Source organism: Clostridium sp. CM042, from assembly GCF_055080995.1.
In genome coordinates, this window is the sequence record NZ_CM143646.1 from 2,341,892 (window position 1) to 2,365,899 (window position 24,008).

The following is a 24,008-nucleotide window of genomic DNA, read 5'->3' on the forward strand; positions in this document are numbered from 1 at the left end:
GTTAAACCTCCTGCATTTTAAATAGCATTACTTCAAACGCCAACCCCGGGTTAACGTTCCTAACTAAATTCTCCCTAGTATCATTTATTATGCTTATAATACCATTTAATTTGATAAATGAAAATATATTAGCCAATTCTTTTATACTTAATAACTTATCTATGTTAAGAATTAAACTTTCTTCTTCAATTTCTTTATATATTATAGTATCCCTAATATACGAAAGAAATGCAGTTAATATTTCTTCAAAATTTTCTTTTTGATTAGATAATTTTTTTTCATATTTAATTAGCTCTTCAGTTCCAACTTTATTAAGATTAAGTAATATTTCCAAGGTAATATTTCTAATATCCTTGAAATTATTATCTTGAATAAACTTTTCAGCTTTTCCTGGTATTCCATCACTAAAAGCTATAATAACTCTTATCTCCTCTAAAGATAAATCATAATAATTTATTTTTAAAAACTCTTCCATCTCACCTACGTTTAAATTCTTAAGTTTATGTATTTGGCATCTTGATTTTATTGTGTCCAGTATAACTTCGAGATTTTCACATAATAAAAGTATAATCACGTTTTTAGGTGGCTCCTCAATCGTTTTTAAAAAAGCATTTTGAGCTTGCACCGTCATTTTATGAGCATTGTAAATAATAATAACTTTCTTATCACCTTCATAAGGTTTTTTGTTAATTTCTTCAATTAAAGTTCTTATAGAGTTAACCCCTATCGTACTTTTGTTCTTTTCTATTCTCCATTCCACCAAATCCACATATTGCCTATCTTGATTTTTCCCTAAAATCTTTAACCCTATATTCTTAGCTAGTATACTTTTGCCTATTCCATCCTCTCCAACTAAAAGGTGAGCATGTGATAACCTATCTGCGTCTATAGATTTACTTATTTGATTCTTTATACTATTATGACCTATTATGCTCTCAAAACTCATTTTAATCCTCCATACATAGAAGCAAGTATAGATTTATATATACTTGCTTCTAATTAGTTATACCTTTATGTACTTATCTACGTCAACTACAAATACATTTGCTCCACCTACCTCCACTTCAATAGGGAATGGCATATATACTCCAGTAGAACCAGCTACAGGTGAAGGTGATGATATTATTTGCTTTCTTTCCTTACATACTTCCTCGATAATAGCTAAAACCTCATCTACCTTTTCTTTATCAACACCCATTAGTAATGTCGTATTTCCTGATTTCAAAAACCCTCCGGTTGTAGCTAATTTTGTAACCCTAAAACCCTTGTCTGTTATTTGCTCAATTAAATCATTTGCATCATCATCTTGTACTATTGCAATAACTAATTTCATTTAACCCCATCCTTTTTATAATTTTATTTTTTTTATTCTGTTTATTATATCTTTATGTATTTCATCTACATTCCTATTACCATTTATTACTTCTATTTTACCATATTTTTTACAAATATCTAAGTAACCTTCAAAAACTTTTTTATGAAATTCATTCCCACCATTTTCTAAACGATCTAGAGTCTTTTGCAATTTTTTTCGATTTAATCCTTCTTCATAGGGGATGGTAATCATAAATATTAAATCTGCTTCTAATCCATCTAAAGCGGCTTCATTCATGCTTTTTATTCTATCCAGTCCGAGTCCGCGACCAATGCCTTGATACACCATTGAAGAATATACAAAACGATCGCATATAACTATCTTACCCAGGTCTAAGGCTGGCTTTATAACCTCACTAACTAGTTGAGCCCTAGACGCAGCATAAAGTAATGCCTCGCACATATAACTCATATTACAATTACCATTATCCAATATTATTTCTCTGATTTTCTCACTAATTTCTGTGCCGCCCGGTTCCCTAGTTCTTACTACTTCATATCCCAATTCTTTTAGATGCTTTTCTAGTAATTGTATTTGAGTAGTTTTCCCTGAACCATCTGGGCCTTCTAGTGCTATTAGACGCCCTCTTTCCATTCAATCCCCTCCACCAATATTAATAGTATCTATTTTTCTAATGTTGCTACTTTCCCATCATTAATTCCAAGCACTGTTACATTGCATTGCAAATAATATTCTATCACAGCTATAGTATCCTCATCCAGTCTTTCTCCAGGCATTACAATAGGTATTCCTGGCGGGTATGGAACTATTGCTACCGCACTTATTTTACCCTCTGAATTTTTTAACTCTACCAGAGTTTTTTCTCTATCCATTACTTCATATGGGTACATAATTGGAATTGGCATACCATAATCTATTAATTCTACATATTTCCCCTTTAAAGTGTTCATATCACAGTTTTTCAGAGCTATGTATAACTCTTCAAAATCTTGCTGATTATTAAAGGGAGAAAATATTAAAACTACATTTCTACTATCACTCATTTCAGCTTGAATTTTGTTTATTCTTAAATATTCTAATAACTTATGTCCACTATACCCCTTAGGTACATTTAATATATACCTAGTTAAATCCATAGTATACTTATTATCTTCTTCAGTATACTTCTCTGATATATCACGTAAATCTTCTTGACCTATAATGTGAAATTTGCCTAATCTATTGATTCTATCTCTATTAAACTTACATATTTTAATTAACTCTTCATAACCATTCCCACCATACTCTTGAATATAAAATCTTGCATAATCCATTGAACACAAAAACATATATGATGGACTTGTACTTAAAAACACACTTGTATAGAAATCTACCTTACTAATGTCCGTGTCTTTTCCCACATGTAAAAAAGCTGTTTGAGTTAGGCTAGGTAGAGTTTTATGTGCACTCATAACTACCATATTAGCACCCATTTTCAAGGGGTTTTCGGGTAATAACTTATTGGCACCAAAATGCGCGCCATGAGCGGCATCTACTAATACCTTAATATTATATTTTCTAGCTATGTCTATAATATATGGTAAATCAAAGCATATACCATAATAATTTGGGTAGGTAACAATAATCCCTTTAGCATCTTTGTTTTCATTAATTAAAGTGCAAAAATGCTCCTTATCTAAAGGAAAAGGAACATCATATTTTGAATGAATTTTATTTTTAATATATACCGGCTTTAGTTTTCTCATAATAATGGCATTAAATATCGAGCGATGACAATTTCTCTCTACAATGATTTTGTCACCCTCATTGAAGGATGAAAAAATCATAGCTAAATTTCCACTAGTACTACCATTCACTAGAAAATAAGATTTAATACTTCCATAGTATTCACTCAATAATTGTTGAGACTCTTTTATTATTCCTTCTGCATGGTGAAGATTATCTAATCCATCAACCTCAGTAATGTCCCCTTTTATAAAATTTTCGTAAAGCTCCTTGCCCCTTATCGTTTTAAAAAAACCAAGCCCTCCCTTATGCCCTGGCGTACAAAAGGAAACATTTTGTTCTTTTATATATTTCAACACTCCATCTACAAGTGGTAATCTTGACAATCCTTAGTCACTCCTCTTGGTATAAACTGCACCAAAGTCTTTCTTATACAGTTCTTGTAATATTCATAAAAATCAGTATTAGCCTTTGATTCTATAATTCTTCCTTCGCAATTATTGCAAATTCCTATTCCATTTATTATTATACCATCATTTAGAGGCTTTCTACATATAATACATTTTTCTTTTTTCATAATTTCCCCCTTAAACTTGCTAACTAAAAACTACCTAAATTATAGCCTCTTATACTATATTTTATTCAACTAAGTACGGTTTCTTATTTTGTCCACATAATAATTTAAAATATATTTATCTACATTTTATGCCATAAATAGCTATATAAAATTAATATTTGAACCTATAAAATTTTATTTGTTATTATCAATATATTTGTGTACCTTTGGTTATACTAAATGTGTTAATAAGTATTAAACTTTTGAAAGGGGAAAAGGCATGAAACAAGAAATTATAAGTTATATAAGCAGTATAAAAGAAGATATCCATAATTTATCAAATTACCTTTATACTAATCCAGAAACGAGTTATAAAGAATATAAATGTTATTCTTACATAATAAATATGTTAAAATCTCATGATTTTGAAATACAAGAAAACTATTGTAGTATTCCTACTTCTTTTTATGCTCAATATGGAAATGGCCACCCTAAGATATGCTATATATGCAAATACACATCTACTGAAAATGTAGGTCATATTTTTGGTAATAACGTGAATGCTAGCATTTCTATTGCGGCAGCTTTAGGATTATCAAAAGTAATATCTAAAAGCGGTGGGAGTGTAATTCTATTAGGATGCCCAGGCGAGTACACAAATGGCTCAGAATTAGCTTTAACAAAGGAAAAATGTTTTGATGATATGGATGTTATTATTGCTCCTCACTGTGATACAAGCAATGCGGAAAGCGGCACCTCCATGGCTACAATTCCAATTAAACTTAAATGTCACCAAACTATTAATAATAACAATCAAATTCTTAGTAACTTTTCATCTTTAGATGCCTATTTATTTATACTTAATACATTAAGTCAATTGTTAAAAGGATTAGACAACAGTTATTTTATTGATACCATTTCTATAGAAAATGCCTCTTCATACCTTAATGCATTTTCTGAATCAGAGGTCAAATTTTATTTGAAAGCTCCTAGCCTAAAAGAAGCTAAATCTCTAGAAAAAACTATTGTAGACTTTATTCAATCACTGTCTCAAATAATGAATATAACTGGAGAAATAAGCATATTTGAATTGCCCTCACAAGAACTTTTGACTAATAAATCTTTATCAAGAATATTTACACACAACTTAAAAGAATGTGGCATCATCGATATTGCTTGTTGTAAAAATACTCTATATGGCCTGGGAATAGGCTCTATAAGCCATATTACTCCATGCATATATCCATCCATATCTATTACAGAAGATTCCTCGATGAGTTGCCCATCACCCGTGTTTGCTCTAGAAACTCAAACAGATTTTTGTAAAAATAATATGATAAAAGCTGCAGAAGCTCTTGCCTTAACAGGCCTCGACATTATTGAGAAAGAAGATTTATTAAAAGAAATTGCACTTGAATTAAAATAACATACAAATAAAATTTGTATGTTATTTTTACAATAAAAAAGAAGTGTAATCCTAACTCAATTATACTTCTTATAATCTATTATTTATTTTTAAAATATGATTTTTCTTTTAGTAATTTAATTTTATTCATAAGACCATCACTAGGCTCAAAATAAAACTTTTTAAATTTATCTCCTACTTTATATACACAACAAAACTTACTACCAATAAACGTAGAACAAATATACTTTTTACTGCTACTAATATGAATATCTGCACTATAGTTTCTATATTTACCAATATAATCTATATCCTTTAATTTAATATCTTCTAGTATTTTAACCTCTTCACCTTTTATTTTATGAATAATGAATTGATCTGCTACAATTGAATACTTATACTTAACCTTACATTTTGAGAACTCAATATAACAAAGAGCAACCATTAGTGTATTAAAGAACATAGTTACAACCGTTTTAATATTTATTCTGCCTATACTTGCCTTAGGTAATACGTCTGATAGGCATATAAATGTAATTAATGTAATAAACAACAATATTATAGCTGGAAACTTTTTTCTTTGAACCATCTCTTTATACATGAAAGCCAGACCCCCTAAACCAATTAAAAGTGCTAGGCATACATAGTTTTGTGCCCAACATATGTGATTATACTAGCATTTCATATATTAATCTACTTGTGCTAAGCTCACTATAGTGCGTATACCATAATATATGCCCATATACATTGTTTATACTAATCCATATGCATCAATATAGATATTTCTAGCTTTTTCGCTATATTTCTTAATTTTAATAAACATTATAGATATTTTATTTATATCTACTAAAAAAATGAACTGAGCATATCTAAAATAATCAAGTAGGTAGACGTCGTGTAATTAGGTTCAAATATTTATTGTACAATCCTCCGTTAATTAGGTTACATAGCTTTTTTCAGCATATTGGCTCCAGAAACATACTGGACGCAAAAAAAACACTTTGTAAATTTACAAAGTGTTTTGGAGGCGCCACCCGGATTTGAACCGGGGAATAAAGGTTTTGCAGACCTTGACCTTACCGCTTGGCTATAGCGCCATAACTTGGTGGCTAGACCAGGAATCGAACCAGGGACACGAGGATTTTCAGTCCTCTGCTCTACCGACTGAGCTATCCAGCCACATTTACCTGGCGACAACCTACTCTTCCACAAGGTCACCCCTGCAGTACCATCGGCGCATTGAAGCTTAACCTTCGTGTTCGGTATGGGAACGGGTGTTACCTTCATGCCATAATCACCAGATTGAGAATATAAATATTCTCTGAAAATTGCACAGTGAATTCGCTTTTTTATTTATTTAGGTCAAGCCCTCGACTTATTAGTATTAGTCAGCTGAACATGTTACCATGCTTACACCTCTAACCTATCAACCTGGTGGTCTTCCAGGAGTCTTACTAACTTGTGTTAAAAACACGCGTTATGGGAAATCTCATCTCAGGGTGGGCTTCACGCTTAGATGCTTTCAGCGTTTATCCCTTCCAAACATAGCTACCCAGCGATGCCACTGGCGTGACAACTGGTGCACCAGAGGTTTGTCCATCCCGGTCCTCTCGTACTAAGGACAGCTCCCTTCAAATTTCCTACGCCCGCGACGGATAGGGACCGAACTGTCTCACGACGTTCTGAACCCAGCTCGCGTGCCGCTTTAATGGGCGAACAGCCCAACCCTTGGGACCTACTTCAGCCCCAGGATGCGACGAGCCGACATCGAGGTGCCAAACCTCCCCGTCGATGTGGACTCTTGGGGGAGATCAGCCTGTTATCCCCGAGGTAGCTTTTATCCGTTGAGCGATGGCCCTCCCACGAGGTACCACCGGATCACTAAGCCCGACTTTCGTCCCTGCTCCACTTGTAAGTGTCGCAGTCAGGCTCCCTTCTGCCTTTGCACTCTTCGCGCGATTTCCAACCGCGCTGAGGGAACCTTTGGGCGCCTCCGTTACTTTTTTGGAGGCGACCGCCCCAGTCAAACTGCCCACCTAACAATGTCCTGTGACCAGATTCATGGCCTCCAGTTAGAACCTCAGTACTGTCAGGGTGGTATCCCAAGGATGACTCCACACAGGCTGACGCCCATGTTTCTCAGTCTCCCACCTATCCTGTACAGACAATACCGAAATTCAATGCTAAGCTACAGTAAAGCTCTACGGGGTCTTTCCGTCCAATCGCGGGTAGCAAGCATCTTCACTTGCACTACAATTTCGCCGGATGTGTTGTTGAGACAGTGCCCAAATCATTACGCCATTCGTGCGGGTCGGAACTTACCCGACAAGGAATTTCGCTACCTTAGGACCGTTATAGTTACGGCCGCCGTTTACTGGGGCTTAAGTTCATACCTTCGCTTGCGCTAAGTAATCCCCTTAACCTTCCAGCACCGGGCAGGCGTCAGCCCCTATACATCAGCTTTCGCTTTAGCAGAGACCTGTGTTTTTGCTAAACAGTTGCTTGGGCCTATTCTCTGCGACCTACTTACGTAGGCACCCCTTCTCCCGAAGTTACGGGGTCAATTTGCCGAGTTCCTTAACAACAATTCTTCCGATGGTCTTAGGATTCTCTCCTCACCTACCTGTGTCGGTTTGCGGTACGGGCACCAATATCCTCGATAGAGACTTTTCTTGGCAGCGTGGAATCAGATACTTCGGGAATAAATTCCCTTCCCCATCACATCTCAGCGTTAAGAGCAAACGGATTTGCCTGCTTGCTCCGCCTAAATGCTTAGACACACATCCAATAGTGTGCACATCTTATCCTCCTGCGTCATCCCATTTCTAATAACGTCCATTGGTGGTATCGGAATATCAACCGATTGTCCATCACCTACGCCTTTCGGCCTCGGCTTAGGTCCCGACTAACCCTGAGAGGACGAGCCTTCCTCAGGAAACCTTAGGTTTTCGACCGTTAAGATTCTCACTTAACTCTCGCTACTCATGCCAACATTCTCACTTCTGTACCGTCCACCACTCCTTACGGTATGACTTCAGCCAGTACAGAAAGCTCCTCTACCGCGTACACAATTGTGTACACCCATAGCTTCGGTGGTAAGTTTTAGCCCCGGACATCTTCGGCGCAGGATCTCTTGACTAGTGAGCTATTACGCACTCTTTAAATGAGTGGCTGCTTCTGAGCCAACATCCTAGTTGTCTTAGAAATCCCACATCCTTTTCCACTTAACTTACACTTTGGGACCTTAGCTGATGGTCTGGGCTGTTTCCCTTTTGACTACGGATCTTATCATTCGCAGTCTGACTGCCGAAATAAAAGTATATGGCATTCGGAGTTTGATAGGGTTCAGTAACTGTTGTCAGCCCCTAGCCCATTCAGTGCTCTACCTCCATTACTCAATTAATCGACGCTAGCCCTAAAGCTATTTCGAGGAGAACCAGCTATCTCCGAGTTCGATTGGAATTTCTCCGCTATCCACAGCTCATCCCATGGTTTTTCAACACCAACGTGGTTCGGACCTCCACGGAATTTTACTTCCGCTTCATCCTGGCCATGGATAGGTCACCCGGTTTCGGGTCTACGACATGCAACTTCGTGAACTTGCGTTCACAACGCCCTATTCAGACTTGGTTTCCCTTCGGCTCCGTACCTTAAGTACTTAACCTTGCTACATATCGTAACTCGTTGGCTCGTTCTACAAAAAGCACGCCGTCACACATATAAAGTGCTTCGACCGGTTGTAGGCACACGGTTTCAGGTTCTATTTCACTCCCCTTCCGGGGTTCTTTTCACCTTTCCCTCACGGTACTTCTTCACTATCGGTCACTAGGTAGTATTTAGCCTTGGGAGGTGGTCCTCCCAGCTTCCCACAAGGTTTCACGTGTCTCGTGGTACTCTGGATTAGATCTGACTGTTTTTCCTTTTCATTTACAGGCCTATTACCTTCTGCGGAGCAGCTTTCCAGCTATCTTCAATTAAGGAATTGCAGTATTTATGATCTATCCTCAACCCCCAGGTCAAAGACCTGGGTTTGGGCTCTTTCCCTTTCGCTCGCCGCTACTTAGGAAATCGATATTTCTTTCTCTTCCTCCGGGTACTTAGATGTTTCAGTTCCCCGGGTCTACCTCTGCATACCTATTTATTCAGTATGCAGTACATAGTTGTTACTATGTGGGTTCCCCCATTCGGAAATCTTTGGATCACAGGCTATTTGCGCCTACCCAAAGCTTATCGCAGCTTAACGCGTCCTTCTTCGGCTCCTAGTGCCAAGGCATTCGCCATGCGCCCTTTGTAGCTTGACCTTGATTCTGTCTATTTACATAGACGGTTATATTAATTTTGCGAAATTGTATTAAATCAATTCATAAACTATTTTCATAGTTTTAATTTTTTTAAAACAACTTTTTTCACTGTGCAATTTTCAAAGAACATTTTAAGAAAAACTATTAATTAGCTAACTCCTAAGAGTTAACTAAAATTAGTCTCTCAAAATTAAACAGAGAACTAGGTACGATTAATTACAATAGATATTGCATCGACCGAAGTCAATACATCTACTCCCTAGAAAGGAGGTGATCCAGCCGCAGGTTCTCCTACGGCTACCTTGTTACGACTTCACCCCAATCATCAATCCCACCTTCGGCCGCTGGCTCCTTACGGTTACCTCACGGACTTCGGGTGTTACCAACTCTCATGGTGTGACGGGCGGTGTGTACAAGGCCCGGGAACGTATTCACCGCGACATGCTGATTCGCGATTACTAGCAACTCCGGCTTCATGTAGGCGAGTTGCAGCCTACAATCCGAACTGGGATGAGTTTTTGAGTTTGGCTCCACCTTGCGGTCTTGCATCTCTTTGTACTCACCATTGTAGCACGTGTGTAGCCCTAGACATAAGGGGCATGATGATTTGACGTCATCCCCACCTTCCTCCCGGTTAACCCGGGCAGTCTCACTAGAGTGCTCAACTTAATGGTAGCAACTAATGATAAGGGTTGCGCTCGTTGCGGGACTTAACCCAACATCTCACGACACGAGCTGACGACAACCATGCACCACCTGTCACCCTGTCCCGAAGGACTTCACCCATCTCTGGGTTATGCAGGGGATGTCAAGTCTAGGTAAGGTTCTTCGCGTTGCTTCGAATTAAACCACATGCTCCGCTGCTTGTGCGGGCCCCCGTCAATTCCTTTGAGTTTTAATCTTGCGATCGTACTCCCCAGGCGGAATACTTAATGTGTTAACGGCGGCACCGAGGTTCGACCCCCGACACCTAGTATTCATCGTTTACGGCGTGGACTACCAGGGTATCTAATCCTGTTTGCTCCCCACGCTTTCATGCCTCAGCGTCAGTTACAGTCCAGTAAGTCGCCTTCGCCACTGGTGTTCTTCCTAATCTCTACGCATTTCACCGCTACACTAGGAATTCCACTTACCTCTCCTGCACTCTAGACACCCAGTTTCAAATGCAGCACCCAAGTTAAGCTCGGGTATTTCACATCTGACTTAAATGTCCGCCTACGCATCCTTTACGCCCAGTAAATCCGGACAACGCTTGCCACCTACGTATTACCGCGGCTGCTGGCACGTAGTTAGCCGTGGCTTCCTCCTCTGGTACCGTCATTATCGTCCCAGAAGACAGAACTTTACAACCCGAAGGCCTTCATCATTCACGCGGCGTTGCTGCGTCAGGGTTTCCCCCATTGCGCAATATTCCCCACTGCTGCCTCCCGTAGGAGTCTGGACCGTGTCTCAGTTCCAATGTGGCCGATCACCCTCTCAGGTCGGCTACGCATCGTCGCCTTGGTGAGCCGTTACCTCACCAACTAGCTAATGCGCCGCGGGTCCATCTCAAAGTGGAATTTTCCGAAGAAAAATCCTTTGATGTTTCGATCATGCGACCAAAACATATTATGCGGTATTAATCTCCCTTTCGGGAGGCTATTCCCCTCTTTGAGGCAGGTTACCCACGTGTTACTCACCCGTCCGCCGCTAATCAACGTCTCCCGAAGGAGACGAATCATCGCTCGACTTGCATGTGTTAGGCACGCCGCCAGCGTTCGTCCTGAGCCAGGATCAAACTCTCAATTTAAAAGTTTACACTTTTTTAGTTGAAATGATTAATCTGCGCCAACTGTTAAGCTGGTTAGCAAGCTCATTACATACTTTTAGTCTTACGACTAAATTTTACTTTATACTAAAGTAATTAACTGGTTTAACGAAATATTATTTCGCTATCTTTACCTATTTCTCTGTTTAATTTTCAAAGACCAATTTGTTATTCGTATCTACCGTCACTGTCTTTCAGCGACAAGAATTATTTTACCATAATAAAATAATTGTATATTTGAATTATGGTTCATATATTCAATTTATTCTCATTTATCTCCGCTATTCACTATTAATTCTAACAATATCACATATTGATACACTAGGATAAGTATATAGTTTTTTACTATATTTATAAATTTTGAATTCTCCTATTATATTTTATTTTCTTATTAATAACAACTAACTTTTTTTAGACTGTTATACTATAGTTAAGGAGTTGAGGTTATGTGTTATGAATTATTAAAAACAATTATAAAAAATACTACTAATATAGTTTTTTTTGGAGGTGCAGGCGTATCTACAGAAAGTTGTATTCCTGATTTCCGTTCTGCAAAGGGTTTATATAAACTAGAAAATGATTTGAAATTTCCTCCTGAAGTTATTTTAAGTCATTCTTTTTTTGTAAATCATACCGAGGACTTTTTTAAATTTTATAAATCTAATATGATTTTTGCAGATGCAATTCCCAATGATGCACATATTGCATTATCTAAACTAGAAAAAAAGAATAAATTAAAAGCTGTAATCACTCAAAATATTGATGGTTTGCATCAAATGGCAGGTTCCAAAAATGTATATGAACTTCATGGATCTATACATAAAAATTACTGCATGGAATGTAATAATTTTTTTAACTTGAATTATATGTTAAATAGTAAACCCATAGTTCCTAAATGTAATGTCTGTGGTGGTATTATTAAACCAGATGTAGTTCTTTATGAAGAAAGTTTAGATATAGATGTCTTAAACTGTTCTATTAAAGCAATAAGTATTGCTGATACACTGATTGTGGGTGGAACTTCTCTTGTGGTATATCCCGCTGCAAATCTCATAAAATATTTTAGAGGAAATAATTTAATTCTTATTAACAAGTCTTCTACCCCTTATGACAAACAAGCAAATTTAGTAATTCATGATAGCATAGGTAAAGTTTTAAGTACAGTATGTAAATTTTAATTTAGTTGAAAATGAATTTATATTTTTAACCAAAATAAACAGACTGTTGACAAACAATCGAGTAGGAGCTAAATAATTAATTTATTTAGCGACCTCTCACACCACCGTGCGTACCGTTCGGTACACGGCGGTTCAATAAGAATTACCTAATCATAAATTTTCCCGTTAATGATATAAACCCTTGTTCTTTAAGATGTTTATTAGTTAAAGTTCTTGCTAAGATAGGGCTATGGGATATTCTCCAATAGCCTTTTCTTGTATTCGCATATTCCCAAGCTTTGTATTCATCAATACCAAGCCTTTTGAGATTATCATGTTTTGTTTTAATACTCTTCCATTGTTTCCAATAGCATAAGCGAATTCTTCTTCTTAGCCACTCATCTAAGGTTTTAAGTGTACTTTTCATGTCTGCTAATTTAAAATAGTTTACCCATCCAACTATAACTTGTCTTAGTTTAATAGCACGAAGTTCCATACTCATAGCATTACCTCTTCCTGTTATTTCTTTAAGCTTGCATTTAAGTTTCTCAACAGAATTTGGATGTACTCTTATTCCCATTTCACCTTTTTGAGAGGTATTAAAAATGCCTCTTTCCATTACTCCTGCTTGAAGATATTTTCTTATAAGGGCTATTACCCTAACATCTTTTACTTCTTTATAAAGCAAGCCTATTAATTTATCATGATTTACAGTATCGAAGTATTTCTCCAAATCAATATCTACTGCCCACTTGTAACCTTTATCCATGTATTCTTTGCATTTTTGAATTGCTTGGTGTGCACTTCTGTTCGGTCTAAATCCATAACTATTATCTGAAAATTTCTCTTCAAATATTGGATTTAAAACTTGAGCGATAGCTTGTTGTATTACTCGGTCTACAGCTGTTGGTATTCCTAGTGGTCGTTTCTTTCCATCAGGCTTAGGTATTTCTACCCGCCTTACTGGATTAGGTTTATAACTACCTTCCAATAGTGATTGCCGAAGGCTGGCGCCATTTTCTCTTAGTTATTGTAGAAGTTCATCTACTTTCATACCATCAACTCCATGACTACCTTTATTGGCTTTAACTTTCTTAAATGCTTGATTTAAGTTGTTTCTGTCAATAATCCTTTCAAACAATCCATTGGTGTATTTATTTTCGGCGTTCTGTCGCTTTTCTATCGTCAATGAAATGCTCGGCGCTCCTACATACTCTTCGAGTTCCACTCTATCCTTTTGTAGGTAACCTTCATCATGAAGTCGTCTGCTGTTATCACATTTCTTTGTGTTTTTCAAAGTTTCAAAACCTCCTATCGTTCAGTCCTTCACATAAGATTCATGAAGCTTATGCTACTATGACGTCTGCTGACTTCTTAGATTTCAGCTTTACATCACTGCAAAGTTTGTCATTTCAAAATTCATTTCTATAACGTAATGACAGTGGATATATGATGAGAGATGGCAAGCCGGAAGGCTTCTCATATTTAGATCACAGAACTGTCGATAGCAGACATAATATAATTACTGATGTGTATGTTACTCCTGGAAACATAAATGATGTTGATCCTTATATCGATAGATTAGATGTGCAAATAAAAAAGTTTAATTTTAATACAAAATATGTTGGTGCAGATGCTGGTTATGCTACAAATATTATATGTAAAGAACTATATGAGAGGGAATTAAAATCTGTAATGGGATACCGTAGGTCTCCACATACAAAAGGAATGTACACAAAAAATAAATTCCAATATGTTAAAGTTACGTATGCCCTGACTTAAGGGCTTTACATTATAAAACGATAACAAGAGAAGGATATAAAGAATATGTTGGTAAAGTTCACCAGAACAGATAAAGGCAGAAATATATATAGAAGAAGAAAAGAAACTATAGAGCGAAGCTTCGCAGATTCAAAACAACTACATGGGCTTCGCTATTGCCATATGCGTGGATTAGAAAATGTGCAAGAGCAGTGTCTGCTTACAGCAGCAGTGCAGAATATGAAAAAGATAGCTAGCCTGCTATCTTTAAGTTTTTTTGATTTTCTAACTAAGAACATAGTTGTTATTTTAGATTTATCCATAACTCAAAATGCTACCGGATAATTGCATGTAAAAAACCCAGTATAATAAAAAAATTATACTGGGTTTGTAAACAACCTGAATTTATATTTTTAACCAAAATAAAAACCGCTAAGTTATACTTAGCGGTTCTTTTCTTACCTGGCGACAACCTACTCTTCCACAAGGTCACCCCTGCAGTACCATCGGCGCATTGAAGCTTAACCTTCGTGTTCGGTATGGGAACGGGTGTTACCTTCATGCCATAATCACCAGATTGAGAATATAAATATTCTCTGAAAATTGCACAGTGATTTAGTCTTCTCGCTTACGCTCGAAGCTTCGCTTTACTTTTAATTATTTAGGTCAAGCCCTCGACTTATTAGTATTAGTCAGCTGAACATGTTACCATGCTTACACCTCTAACCTATCAACCTGGTGGTCTTCCAGGAGTCTTACTAACTTGTGTTAAAAACACGCGTTATGGGAAATCTCATCTTAGGGTGGGCTTCACGCTTAGATGCTTTCAGCGTTTATCCCTTCCAAACATAGCTACCCAGCGATGCCACTGGCGTGACAACTGGTGCACCAGAGGTTTGTCCATCCCGGTCCTCTCGTACTAAGGACAGCTCCCTTCAAATTTCCTACGCCCGCGACGGATAGGGACCGAACTGTCTCACGACGTTCTGAACCCAGCTCGCGTGCCGCTTTAATGGGCGAACAGCCCAACCCTTGGGACCTACTTCAGCCCCAGGATGCGACGAGCCGACATCGAGGTGCCAAACCTCCCCGTCGATGTGGACTCTTGGGGGAGATCAGCCTGTTATCCCCGAGGTAGCTTTTATCCGTTGAGCGATGGCCCTCCCACGAGGTACCACCGGATCACTAAGCCCGACTTTCGTCCCTGCTCCACTTGTAAGTGTCGCAGTCAGGCTCCCTTCTGCCTTTGCACTCTTCGCGCGATTTCCAACCGCGCTGAGGGAACCTTTGGGCGCCTCCGTTACTTTTTTGGAGGCGACCGCCCCAGTCAAACTGCCCACCTAACAATGTCCTGTGACCAGATTCATGGCCTCCAGTTAGAACCTCAGTACTGTCAGGGTGGTATCCCAAGGATGACTCCACACAGGCTGACGCCCATGTTTCTCAGTCTCCCACCTATCCTGTACAGACAATACCGAAATTCAATGCTAAGCTACAGTAAAGCTCTACGGGGTCTTTCCGTCCAATCGCGGGTAGCAAGCATCTTCACTTGCACTACAATTTCGCCGGATGTGTTGTTGAGACAGTGCCCAAATCATTACGCCATTCGTGCGGGTCGGAACTTACCCGACAAGGAATTTCGCTACCTTAGGACCGTTATAGTTACGGCCGCCGTTTACTGGGGCTTAAGTTCATACCTTCGCTTGCGCTAAGTAATCCCCTTAACCTTCCAGCACCGGGCAGGCGTCAGCCCCTATACATCAGCTTTCGCTTTAGCAGAGACCTGTGTTTTTGCTAAACAGTTGCTTGGGCCTATTCTCTGCGACCTACTTACGTAGGCACCCCTTCTCCCGAAGTTACGGGGTCAATTTGCCGAGTTCCTTAACAACAATTCTTCCGATGGTCTTAGGATTCTCTCCTCACCTACCTGTGTCGGTTTGCGGTACGGGCACCAATATCCTCGATAGAGACTTTTCTTGGCAGCGTGGAATCAGATACTTCGGGAATAAATTCCCTTCCCCATCACATCTCAGCGTTAAGAGCAAACGGATTTGCCTGCTTGCTCCGCCTAAATGCTTAGACACACATCCAATAGTGTGCACATCTTATCCTCCTGCGTCATCCCATTTCTAATAACGTCCATTGGTGGTATCGGAATATCAACCGATTGTCCATCACCTACGCCTTTCGGCCTCGGCTTAGGTCCCGACTAACCCTGAGAGGACGAGCCTTCCTCAGGAAACCTTAGGTTTTCGACCGTTAAGATTCTCACTTAACTCTCGCTACTCATGCCAACATTCTCACTTCTGTACCGTCCACCACTCCTTACGGTATGACTTCAGCCAGTACAGAAAGCTCCTCTACCGCGTACACAATTGTGTACACCCATAGCTTCGGTGGTAAGTTTTAGCCCCGGACATCTTCGGCGCAGGATCTCTTGACTAGTGAGCTATTACGCACTCTTTAAATGAGTGGCTGCTTCTGAGCCAACATCCTAGTTGTCTTAGAAATCCCACATCCTTTTCCACTTAACTTACACTTTGGGACCTTAGCTGATGGTCTGGGCTGTTTCCCTTTTGACTACGGATCTTATCATTCGCAGTCTGACTGCCGAAATAAAAGTATATGGCATTCGGAGTTTGATAGGGTTCAGTAACTGTTGTCAGCCCCTAGCCCATTCAGTGCTCTACCTCCATTACTCAATTAATCGACGCTAGCCCTAAAGCTATTTCGAGGAGAACCAGCTATCTCCGAGTTCGATTGGAATTTCTCCGCTATCCACAGCTCATCCCATGGTTTTTCAACACCAACGTGGTTCGGACCTCCACGGAATTTTACTTCCGCTTCATCCTGGCCATGGATAGGTCACCCGGTTTCGGGTCTACGACATGCAACTTCGTGAACTTGCGTTCACAACGCCCTATTCAGACTTGGTTTCCCTTCGGCTCCGTACCTTAAGTACTTAACCTTGCTACATATCGTAACTCGTTGGCTCGTTCTACAAAAAGCACGCCGTCACACATATAAAGTGCTTCGACCGGTTGTAGGCACACGGTTTCAGGTTCTATTTCACTCCCCTTCCGGGGTTCTTTTCACCTTTCCCTCACGGTACTTCTTCACTATCGGTCACTAGGTAGTATTTAGCCTTGGGAGGTGGTCCTCCCAGCTTCCCACAAGGTTTCACGTGTCTCGTGGTACTCTGGATTAGATCTGACTGTTTTTCCTTTTCATTTACAGGCCTATTACCTTCTGCGGAGCAGCTTTCCAGCTATCTTCAATTAAGGAATTGCAGTATTTATGATCTATCCTCAACCCCCAGGTCAAAGACCTGGGTTTGGGCTCTTTCCCTTTCGCTCGCCGCTACTTAGGAAATCGATATTTCTTTCTCTTCCTCCGGGTACTTAGATGTTTCAGTTCCCCGGGTCTACCTCTGCATACCTATTTATTCAGTATGCAGTACATAGTTGTTACTATGTGGGTTCCCCCATTCGGAAATCTTTGGATCACAGGCTATTTGCGCCTACCCAAAGCTTATCGCAGCTTAACGCGTCCTTCTTCGGCTCCTAGTGCCAAGGCATTCGCCATGCGCCCTTTGTAGCTTGACCTTGATTCTGTCTATTTACATAGACGGTTATATTAATTTTGCGAAATTGTATTAAATCAATTCATAAACTATTTTCATAGTTTTAATTTTTTTAAAACAACTTTTTTCACTGTGCAATTTTCAAAGAACATTTTAAGAAAAACTATTAATTAGCTAACTCCTAAGAGTTAACTAAAATTAGTCTCTCAAAATTAAACAGAGAACTAGGTACGATTAATTACAATAGATATTGCATCGACCGAAGTCAATACATCTACTCCCTAGAAAGGAGGTGATCCAGCCGCAGGTTCTCCTACGGCTACCTTGTTACGACTTCACCCCAATCATCAATCCCACCTTCGGCCGCTGGCTCCTTACGGTTACCTCACGGACTTCGGGTGTTACCAACTCTCATGGTGTGACGGGCGGTGTGTACAAGGCCCGGGAACGTATTCACCGCGACATGCTGATTCGCGATTACTAGCAACTCCGGCTTCATGTAGGCGAGTTGCAGCCTACAATCCGAACTGGGATGAGTTTTTGAGTTTGGCTCCACCTTGCGGTCTTGCATCTCTTTGTACTCACCATTGTAGCACGTGTGTAGCCCTAGACATAAGGGGCATGATGATTTGACGTCATCCCCACCTTCCTCCCGGTTAACCCGGGCAGTCTCACTAGAGTGCTCAACTTAATGGTAGCAACTAATGATAAGGGTTGCGCTCGTTGCGGGACTTAACCCAACATCTCACGACACGAGCTGACGACAACCATGCACCACCTGTCACCCTGTCCCGAAGGACTTCACCCATCTCTGGGTTATGCAGGGGATGTCAAGTCTAGGTAAGGTTCTTCGCGTTGCTTCGAATTAAACCACATGCTCCGCTGCTTGTGCGGGCCCCCGTCAATTCCTTTGAGTTTTAATCTTGCGATCGTACTCCCCAGGCGGAATACTTAATGTGTTAACGGCGGCACCGAGGTTCGACCCCCGACACCTAGTATTCATCGTTTACGGCGTGGACTACCAGGGTATCTAATCCTGTTTGCTCCCCACGCTTTCATGCCTCAGCGTCAGTTACAGTCCAGTAAGTCGCCTTCGCCACTGGTGTTCTTCCTAATCTCTACGCATTTCACCGCTACACTAGGAATTCCACTTACCTCTCCTGCACTCTAGACACCCAGTTTCAAATGCAGCACCCAAGTTAAGCTCGGGTATTTCACATCTGACTTAAATGTCCGCCTACGCATCCTTTACGCCCAGTAAATCCGGACAACGCTTGCCACCTACGTATTACCGCGGCTGCTGGCACGTAGTTAGCCGTGGCTTCCTCCTCTGGTACCGTCATTATCGTCCCAGAAGACAGAACTTTACAACCCGAAGGCCTTCATCATTCACGCGGCGTTGCTGCGTCAGGGTTTCCCCCATTGCGCAATATTCCCCACTGCTGCCTCCCGTAGGAGTCTGGACCGTGTCTCAGTTCCAATGTGGCCGATCACCCTCTCAGGTCGGCTACGCATCGTCGCCTTGGTGAGCCGTTACCTCACCAACTAGCTAATGCGCCGCGGGTCCATCTCAAAGTGGAATTTTCCGAAGAAAAATCCTTTGATGTTTCGATCATGCGACCAAAACATATTATGCGGTATTAATCTCCCTTTCGGGAGGCTATTCCCCTCTTTGAGGCAGGTTACCCACGTGTTACTCACCCGTCCGCCGCTAATCAACGTCTCCCGAAGGAGACGAATCATCGCTCGACTTGCATGTGTTAGGCACGCCGCCAGCGTTCGTCCTGAGCCAGGATCAAACTCTCAATTTAAAAGTTTACACTTTTTCAGTTGAAATGATTAATCTGCGCCAACTGTTAAGCTGGTTAGCAAGCTCATTACATACTTTTAGTCTTACGACTAAATTTTACTTTATACTAAAGTAATTAACTGGTTTAACGAAATATTATTTCGCTATCTTTACCTATTTCTCTGTTTAATTTTCAAAGACCAATTTATTTTGTCATCATGTGACGACTTCTACTATATTACTAGGTATTTCTTATTTTGTCAACATTTTTTTTAAAATATTTTTAAAACATTAAATGTTAACTTATCAACCTTTATCGTTACCTGTTTGTGACGACAAGGAGTATTCTATCATAATAATAAAATCCTATACTTAACCTACCATTTACATAATAGAATTATTATTCATTTGCTGTATATTACTCCAATAACCTAAGAATTAACTATGCTGACACACGTGAATAAGTGTCTGCGTATTTTTTACCTTGGTAACATTTGTTAAAATAATATTTTATTACATATTCCATAATTAGCTAACGATATAAATTAATATATGGATGATTATATTATTTATTTTAAATTTCTTTTGAAATATATCATTCTTAAATAAAAAAAAGAATTTACATAAATATTATATGTAAATCTTTTTTCAATATAAATAAATATAAATTTCAAATATTAGACTTAGCTTTATATCTTCGCTTTCATAAACATATTGCATTTAATATAAACTATATTAACAGTTATACCAAATGAATTCACATTATCCACAGGTGTTCGCCTATTTATGTTAATAAAACCATATCATTTTTAATATTATGTAACTACATATTAACTCCAATATTTTTAGTGAAATAAAAATAACAGTCCTAATAGGACTGTTATTTGGTGGACCTTCAGGGACTCGAACCCCGGACCGACCGGTTATGAGCCGGTAGCTCTAACCAGCTGAGCTAAAGATCCATGTATTGACCTGGCGACAACCTACTCTTCCACAAGGTCACCCCTGCAGTACCATCGGCGCATTGAAGCTTAACCTTCGTGTTCGGTATGGGAACGGGTGTTACCTTCATGCCATAATCACCAGATTGAGAATATGAATATTCTCTGAAAATTGCACAGTGAATTAATCTTCTTCTTTTTCAGAAGCTTAGTTTCTTTCTTACGAAAGAAATAGTTCCTGCGAAAGAAGTATATATCGCTTTACTTTTAATTATTTAGGTCAAGCCCTCGACTTATTAGTATTAGTCAGCTGAACATGTTACCATGCTTACACCTCTAACCTATCAACCTGGTGGTCTTCCAGGAGTCTTACTAACTTGTGTTAAAAACACGCGTTATGGGAAATCTCATCTCAGGGTGGGCTTCACGCTTAGATGCTTTCAGCGTTTATCCCTTCCAAACATAGCTACCCAGCGATGCCACTGGCGTGACAACTGGTGCACCAGAGGTTTGTCCATCCCGGTCCTCTCGTACTAAGGACAGCTCCCTTCAAATTTCCTACGCCCGCGACGGATAGGGACCGAACTGTCTCACGACGTTCTGAACCCAGCTCGCGTGCCGCTTTAATGGGCGAACAGCCCAACCCTTGGGACCTACTTCAGCCCCAGGATGCGACGAGCCGACATCGAGGTGCCAAACCTCCCCGTCGATGTGGACTCTTGGGGGAGATCAGCCTGTTATCCCCGAGGTAGCTTTTATCCGTTGAGCGATGGCCCTCCCACGAGGTACCACCGGATCACTAAGCCCGACTTTCGTCCCTGCTCCACTTGTAAGTGTCGCAGTCAGGCTCCCTTCTGCCTTTGCACTCTTCGCGCGATTTCCAACCGCGCTGAGGGAACCTTTGGGCGCCTCCGTTACTTTTTTGGAGGCGACCGCCCCAGTCAAACTGCCCACCTAACAATGTCCTGTGACCAGATTCATGGCCTCCAGTTAGAACCTCAGTACTGTCAGGGTGGTATCCCAAGGATGACTCCACACAGGCTGACGCCCATGTTTCTCAGTCTCCCACCTATCCTGTACAGACAATACCGAAATTCAATGCTAAGCTACAGTAAAGCTCTACGGGGTCTTTCCGTCCAATCGCGGGTAGCAAGCATCTTCACTTGCACTACAATTTCGCCGGATGTGTTGTTGAGACAGTGCCCAAATCATTACGCCATTCGTGCGGGTCGGAACTTACCCGACAAGGAATTTCGCTACCTTAGGACCGTTATAGTTACGGCCGCCGTTTACTGGGGCTTAAGTTCATACCTTCGCTTGCGCTAAGTAATCCCCTTAACCTTCCAGCACCGGGCAGGCGTCAGCCCCTATACATCAGCTTTCGCTTTAGCAGAGACCTGTGTTTTTGCTAAACAGTTGCTTGGGCCTATTCTCTGCGACCTACTTACGTAGGCACCCCTTCTCCCGAAGTTACGGGGTCAATTTGCCGAGTTCCTTAACAACAATTCTTCCGATGGTCTTAGGATTCTCTCCTCACCTACCTGTGTCGGTTTGCGGTACGGGCACCAATATCCTCGATAGAGACTTTTCTTGGCAGCGTGGAATCAGATACTTCGGGAATAAATTCCCTTCCCCATCACATCTCAGCGTTAAGAGCAAACGGATTTGCCTGCTTGCTCCGCCTAAATGCTTAGACACACATCCAATAGTGTGCACATCTTATCCTCCTGCGTCATCCCATTTCTAATAACGTCCATTGGTGGTATCGGAATATCAACCGATTGTCCATCACCTACGCCTTTCGGCCTCGGCTTAGGTCCCGACTAACCCTGAGAGGACGAGCCTTCCTCAGGAAACCTTAGGTTTTCGACCGTTAAGATTCTCACTTAACTCTCGCTACTCATGCCAACATTCTCACTTCTGTACCGTCCACCACTCCTTACGGTATGACTTCAGCCAGTACAGAAAGCTCCTCTACCGCGTACACAATTGTGTACACCCATAGCTTCGGTGGTAAGTTTTAGCCCCGGACATCTTCGGCGCAGGATCTCTTGACTAGTGAGCTATTACGCACTCTTTAAATGAGTGGCTGCTTCTGAGCCAACATCCTAGTTGTCTTAGAAATCCCACATCCTTTTCCACTTAACTTACACTTTGGGACCTTAGCTGATGGTCTGGGCTGTTTCCCTTTTGACTACGGATCTTATCATTCGCAGTCTGACTGCCGAAATAAAAGTATATGGCATTCGGAGTTTGATAGGGTTCAGTAACTGTTGTCAGCCCCTAGCCCATTCAGTGCTCTACCTCCATTACTCAATTAATCGACGCTAGCCCTAAAGCTATTTCGAGGAGAACCAGCTATCTCCGAGTTCGATTGGAATTTCTCCGCTATCCACAGCTCATCCCATGGTTTTTCAACACCAACGTGGTTCGGACCTCCACGGAATTTTACTTCCGCTTCATCCTGGCCATGGATAGGTCACCCGGTTTCGGGTCTACGACATGCAACTTCGTGAACTTGCGTTCACAACGCCCTATTCAGACTTGGTTTCCCTTCGGCTCCGTACCTTAAGTACTTAACCTTGCTACATATCGTAACTCGTTGGCTCGTTCTACAAAAAGCACGCCGTCACACATATAAAGTGCTTCGACCGGTTGTAGGCACACGGTTTCAGGTTCTATTTCACTCCCCTTCCGGGGTTCTTTTCACCTTTCCCTCACGGTACTTCTTCACTATCGGTCACTAGGTAGTATTTAGCCTTGGGAGGTGGTCCTCCCAGCTTCCCACAAGGTTTCACGTGTCTCGTGGTACTCTGGATTAGATCTGACTGTTTTTCCTTTTCATTTACAGGCCTATTACCTTCTGCGGAGCAGCTTTCCAGCTATCTTCAATTAAGGAATTGCAGTATTTATGATCTATCCTCAACCCCCAGGTCAAAGACCTGGGTTTGGGCTCTTTCCCTTTCGCTCGCCGCTACTTAGGAAATCGATATTTCTTTCTCTTCCTCCGGGTACTTAGATGTTTCAGTTCCCCGGGTCTACCTCTGCATACCTATTTATTCAGTATGCAGTACATAGTTGTTACTATGTGGGTTCCCCCATTCGGAAATCTTTGGATCACAGGCTATTTGCGCCTACCCAAAGCTTATCGCAGCTTAACGCGTCCTTCTTCGGCTCCTAGTGCCAAGGCATTCGCCATGCGCCCTTTGTAGCTTGACCTTGATTCTGTCTATTTACATAGACGGTTATATTAATTTTGCGAAATTGTATTAAATCAATTCATAAACTGCTTACTTGGATTTAACAATCCACTTACGTAGTTTTAATCTTTTTAAAACAACTTTTTTCACTGTGCAATTTTCAAAGAACATAAATGGTGGGCCTAGATGGACTCGAACCATCGACCTCACGCTTATCAGGCGTGCGCTCTAACCAGCTGAGCTATAGGCCCATTTAATGGTGGAGATAAAGAGAATCGAACTCTTGACCCCCTGCGTGCAAGGCAGGTGCTCTCCCAGCTGAGCTATACCCCCATTAGAAAAACTATTCATTAGTAACTCCTAAGAGTTAACTAAAATTAGTCTCTCAAAATTAAACAGAGAACTAGGTACGATTAATTACAATAGATATTGCATCGACCGAAGTCA

At 40.6% G+C, this 24,008-nt stretch carries 10 protein-coding genes, 5 tRNA genes, 8 rRNA genes and 1 pseudogene; 3 read left to right on the top strand and 21 right to left on the bottom strand.

All coding sequences use genetic code 11. The features are described 5' to 3' along the window. Position 1 precedes the first annotated feature (1 nt). From ACWJJ7_RS11070 to ACWJJ7_RS11090, 5 genes are read right to left on the bottom strand one after another with little or no spacing between them, the layout of a single operon-like run. Positions 2-946, bottom strand: a complete 945-nt coding sequence (locus ACWJJ7_RS11070; protein WP_462962191.1) for a DNA polymerase III subunit delta' — start codon at positions 944-946, stop codon at positions 2-4. 57 nt (positions 947-1,003) lie between these two features. Beyond that, complete coding sequence (locus ACWJJ7_RS11075; RefSeq protein ID WP_462962192.1) at positions 1,004-1,333, bottom strand: cyclic-di-AMP receptor; 330 nt, start codon at positions 1,331-1,333, stop codon at positions 1,004-1,006. Between the two features lie 15 nt (positions 1,334-1,348). Continuing rightward, positions 1,349-1,969, bottom strand: a complete 621-nt coding sequence (tmk, locus tag ACWJJ7_RS11080; protein WP_462962193.1) for a dTMP kinase — start codon at positions 1,967-1,969, stop codon at positions 1,349-1,351. Between the two features lie 29 nt (positions 1,970-1,998). After that, positions 1,999-3,447 (bottom strand): aminotransferase class I/II-fold pyridoxal phosphate-dependent enzyme, encoded by a 1,449-nt coding sequence (locus ACWJJ7_RS11085; RefSeq protein WP_462962194.1) that lies wholly within the window; start codon positions 3,445-3,447, stop codon positions 1,999-2,001. Continuing rightward, positions 3,426-3,638, bottom strand: coding sequence for a sigma factor G inhibitor Gin (locus ACWJJ7_RS11090; protein ID WP_462962195.1), 213 nt, complete (start codon positions 3,636-3,638; stop codon positions 3,426-3,428). Before ACWJJ7_RS11090 ends, ACWJJ7_RS11085 begins: the two co-directional genes overlap by 22 nt. Before the next feature lie 259 nt (positions 3,639-3,897). Here ACWJJ7_RS11090 and ACWJJ7_RS11095 point away from each other — a divergent pair, with 259 nt between their 5' ends. Continuing rightward, on the top strand, positions 3,898-5,043 hold the full coding sequence (locus ACWJJ7_RS11095; RefSeq protein WP_462962196.1) for a zinc-binding metallopeptidase family protein: 1,146 nt from the start codon (positions 3,898-3,900) through the stop codon (positions 5,041-5,043). 79 nt (positions 5,044-5,122) lie between these two features. On the opposite strand, the gene ACWJJ7_RS11100 is transcribed toward ACWJJ7_RS11095, so the two are convergent. From ACWJJ7_RS11100 to ACWJJ7_RS11125, 6 genes are all read right to left on the bottom strand, one after another. Beyond that, positions 5,123-5,623, bottom strand: coding sequence for a hypothetical protein (locus tag ACWJJ7_RS11100; protein WP_462962197.1), 501 nt, complete (start codon positions 5,621-5,623; stop codon positions 5,123-5,125). Positions 5,624-6,044: 421 nt separating this feature from the next. Beyond that, a tRNA-Cys gene (locus tag ACWJJ7_RS11105) sits at positions 6,045-6,119 on the bottom strand. A gap of 6 nt (positions 6,120-6,125) precedes the next feature. Beyond that, positions 6,126-6,201 (bottom strand) — tRNA-Phe (locus tag ACWJJ7_RS11110). Between the two features lie 6 nt (positions 6,202-6,207). Next, positions 6,208-6,324 (bottom strand): 5S ribosomal RNA (gene rrf / locus ACWJJ7_RS11115). A 56-nt stretch (positions 6,325-6,380) separates the two neighbouring features. Beyond that, positions 6,381-9,323 (bottom strand): 23S ribosomal RNA (locus ACWJJ7_RS11120). Positions 9,324-9,586: 263 nt separating this feature from the next. Continuing rightward, positions 9,587-11,112 (bottom strand): 16S ribosomal RNA (locus tag ACWJJ7_RS11125). Together the 16S, 23S and 5S rRNA genes with 2 tRNA genes alongside form the textbook arrangement of a ribosomal RNA operon. A gap of 464 nt (positions 11,113-11,576) precedes the next feature. Between ACWJJ7_RS11125 and ACWJJ7_RS11130 the strand changes: the two genes are divergently transcribed. Next, positions 11,577-12,308: an NAD-dependent protein deacylase gene (locus tag ACWJJ7_RS11130; protein WP_462962198.1), complete on the top strand. Its 732-nt coding sequence runs from the start codon at positions 11,577-11,579 to the stop codon at positions 12,306-12,308. A 142-nt stretch (positions 12,309-12,450) separates the two neighbouring features. Here the strand turns inward: ACWJJ7_RS11130 and ACWJJ7_RS11135 are convergent, their stop codons facing one another. After that, positions 12,451-13,278, bottom strand: a complete 828-nt coding sequence (locus tag ACWJJ7_RS11135) for a reverse transcriptase domain-containing protein (protein WP_462962199.1) — start codon at positions 13,276-13,278, stop codon at positions 12,451-12,453. A 36-nt stretch (positions 13,279-13,314) separates the two neighbouring features. Then, positions 13,315-13,584 (bottom strand): hypothetical protein, encoded by a 270-nt coding sequence (locus ACWJJ7_RS11140; RefSeq protein ID WP_462962200.1) that lies wholly within the window; start codon positions 13,582-13,584, stop codon positions 13,315-13,317. A 155-nt stretch (positions 13,585-13,739) separates the two neighbouring features. On the opposite strand from ACWJJ7_RS11140, the pseudogene ACWJJ7_RS11145 reads away from it, so the two are divergent. Beyond that, positions 13,740-14,393, top strand: a pseudogene (locus ACWJJ7_RS11145) (transposase). A gap of 115 nt (positions 14,394-14,508) precedes the next feature. Here ACWJJ7_RS11145 and rrf (ACWJJ7_RS11150) read toward each other — a convergent pair. From rrf (ACWJJ7_RS11150) to ACWJJ7_RS11185, 8 genes are all read right to left on the bottom strand, one after another. After that, a 5S ribosomal RNA gene (gene rrf / locus ACWJJ7_RS11150) occupies positions 14,509-14,625 on the bottom strand. Between the two features lie 85 nt (positions 14,626-14,710). Then, a 23S ribosomal RNA gene (locus tag ACWJJ7_RS11155) occupies positions 14,711-17,653 on the bottom strand. A 263-nt stretch (positions 17,654-17,916) separates the two neighbouring features. Beyond that, a 16S ribosomal RNA gene (locus ACWJJ7_RS11160) occupies positions 17,917-19,442 on the bottom strand. An 863-nt stretch (positions 19,443-20,305) separates the two neighbouring features. Further along, a tRNA-Ile gene (locus ACWJJ7_RS11165) sits at positions 20,306-20,382 on the bottom strand. An 8-nt stretch (positions 20,383-20,390) separates the two neighbouring features. After that, positions 20,391-20,507 (bottom strand): 5S ribosomal RNA (gene rrf / locus ACWJJ7_RS11170). A 130-nt stretch (positions 20,508-20,637) separates the two neighbouring features. Beyond that, positions 20,638-23,580 (bottom strand): 23S ribosomal RNA (locus ACWJJ7_RS11175). A 155-nt stretch (positions 23,581-23,735) separates the two neighbouring features. Further along, positions 23,736-23,812, bottom strand: a tRNA-Ile gene (locus tag ACWJJ7_RS11180). A gap of 6 nt (positions 23,813-23,818) precedes the next feature. Next, a tRNA-Ala gene (locus ACWJJ7_RS11185) sits at positions 23,819-23,894 on the bottom strand. Positions 23,895-24,008: the final 114 nt, after the last annotated feature.

Bases quoted from the DNA above. Each gene is read 5' to 3' on its own strand.
- ACWJJ7_RS11095 (WP_462962196.1), top strand. From the start codon at position 3,898: ATGAAACAAGAAATTATAAGTTATATAAGCAGTATAAAAGAAGATATC.
- tmk (WP_462962193.1), bottom strand. From the start codon at position 1,969: ATGGAAAGAGGGCGTCTAATAGCACTAGAAGGCCCAGATGGTTCAGGG.
- ACWJJ7_RS11070 (WP_462962191.1), bottom strand. From the start codon at position 946: ATGAGTTTTGAGAGCATAATAGGTCATAATAGTATAAAGAATCAAATA.
- ACWJJ7_RS11100 (WP_462962197.1), bottom strand. From the start codon at position 5,623: ATGTATAAAGAGATGGTTCAAAGAAAAAAGTTTCCAGCTATAATATTG.
- ACWJJ7_RS11075 (WP_462962192.1), bottom strand. From the start codon at position 1,333: ATGAAATTAGTTATTGCAATAGTACAAGATGATGATGCAAATGATTTA.
- ACWJJ7_RS11090 (WP_462962195.1), bottom strand. From the start codon at position 3,638: ATGAAAAAAGAAAAATGTATTATATGTAGAAAGCCTCTAAATGATGGT.
- ACWJJ7_RS11130 (WP_462962198.1), top strand. From the start codon at position 11,577: ATGTGTTATGAATTATTAAAAACAATTATAAAAAATACTACTAATATA.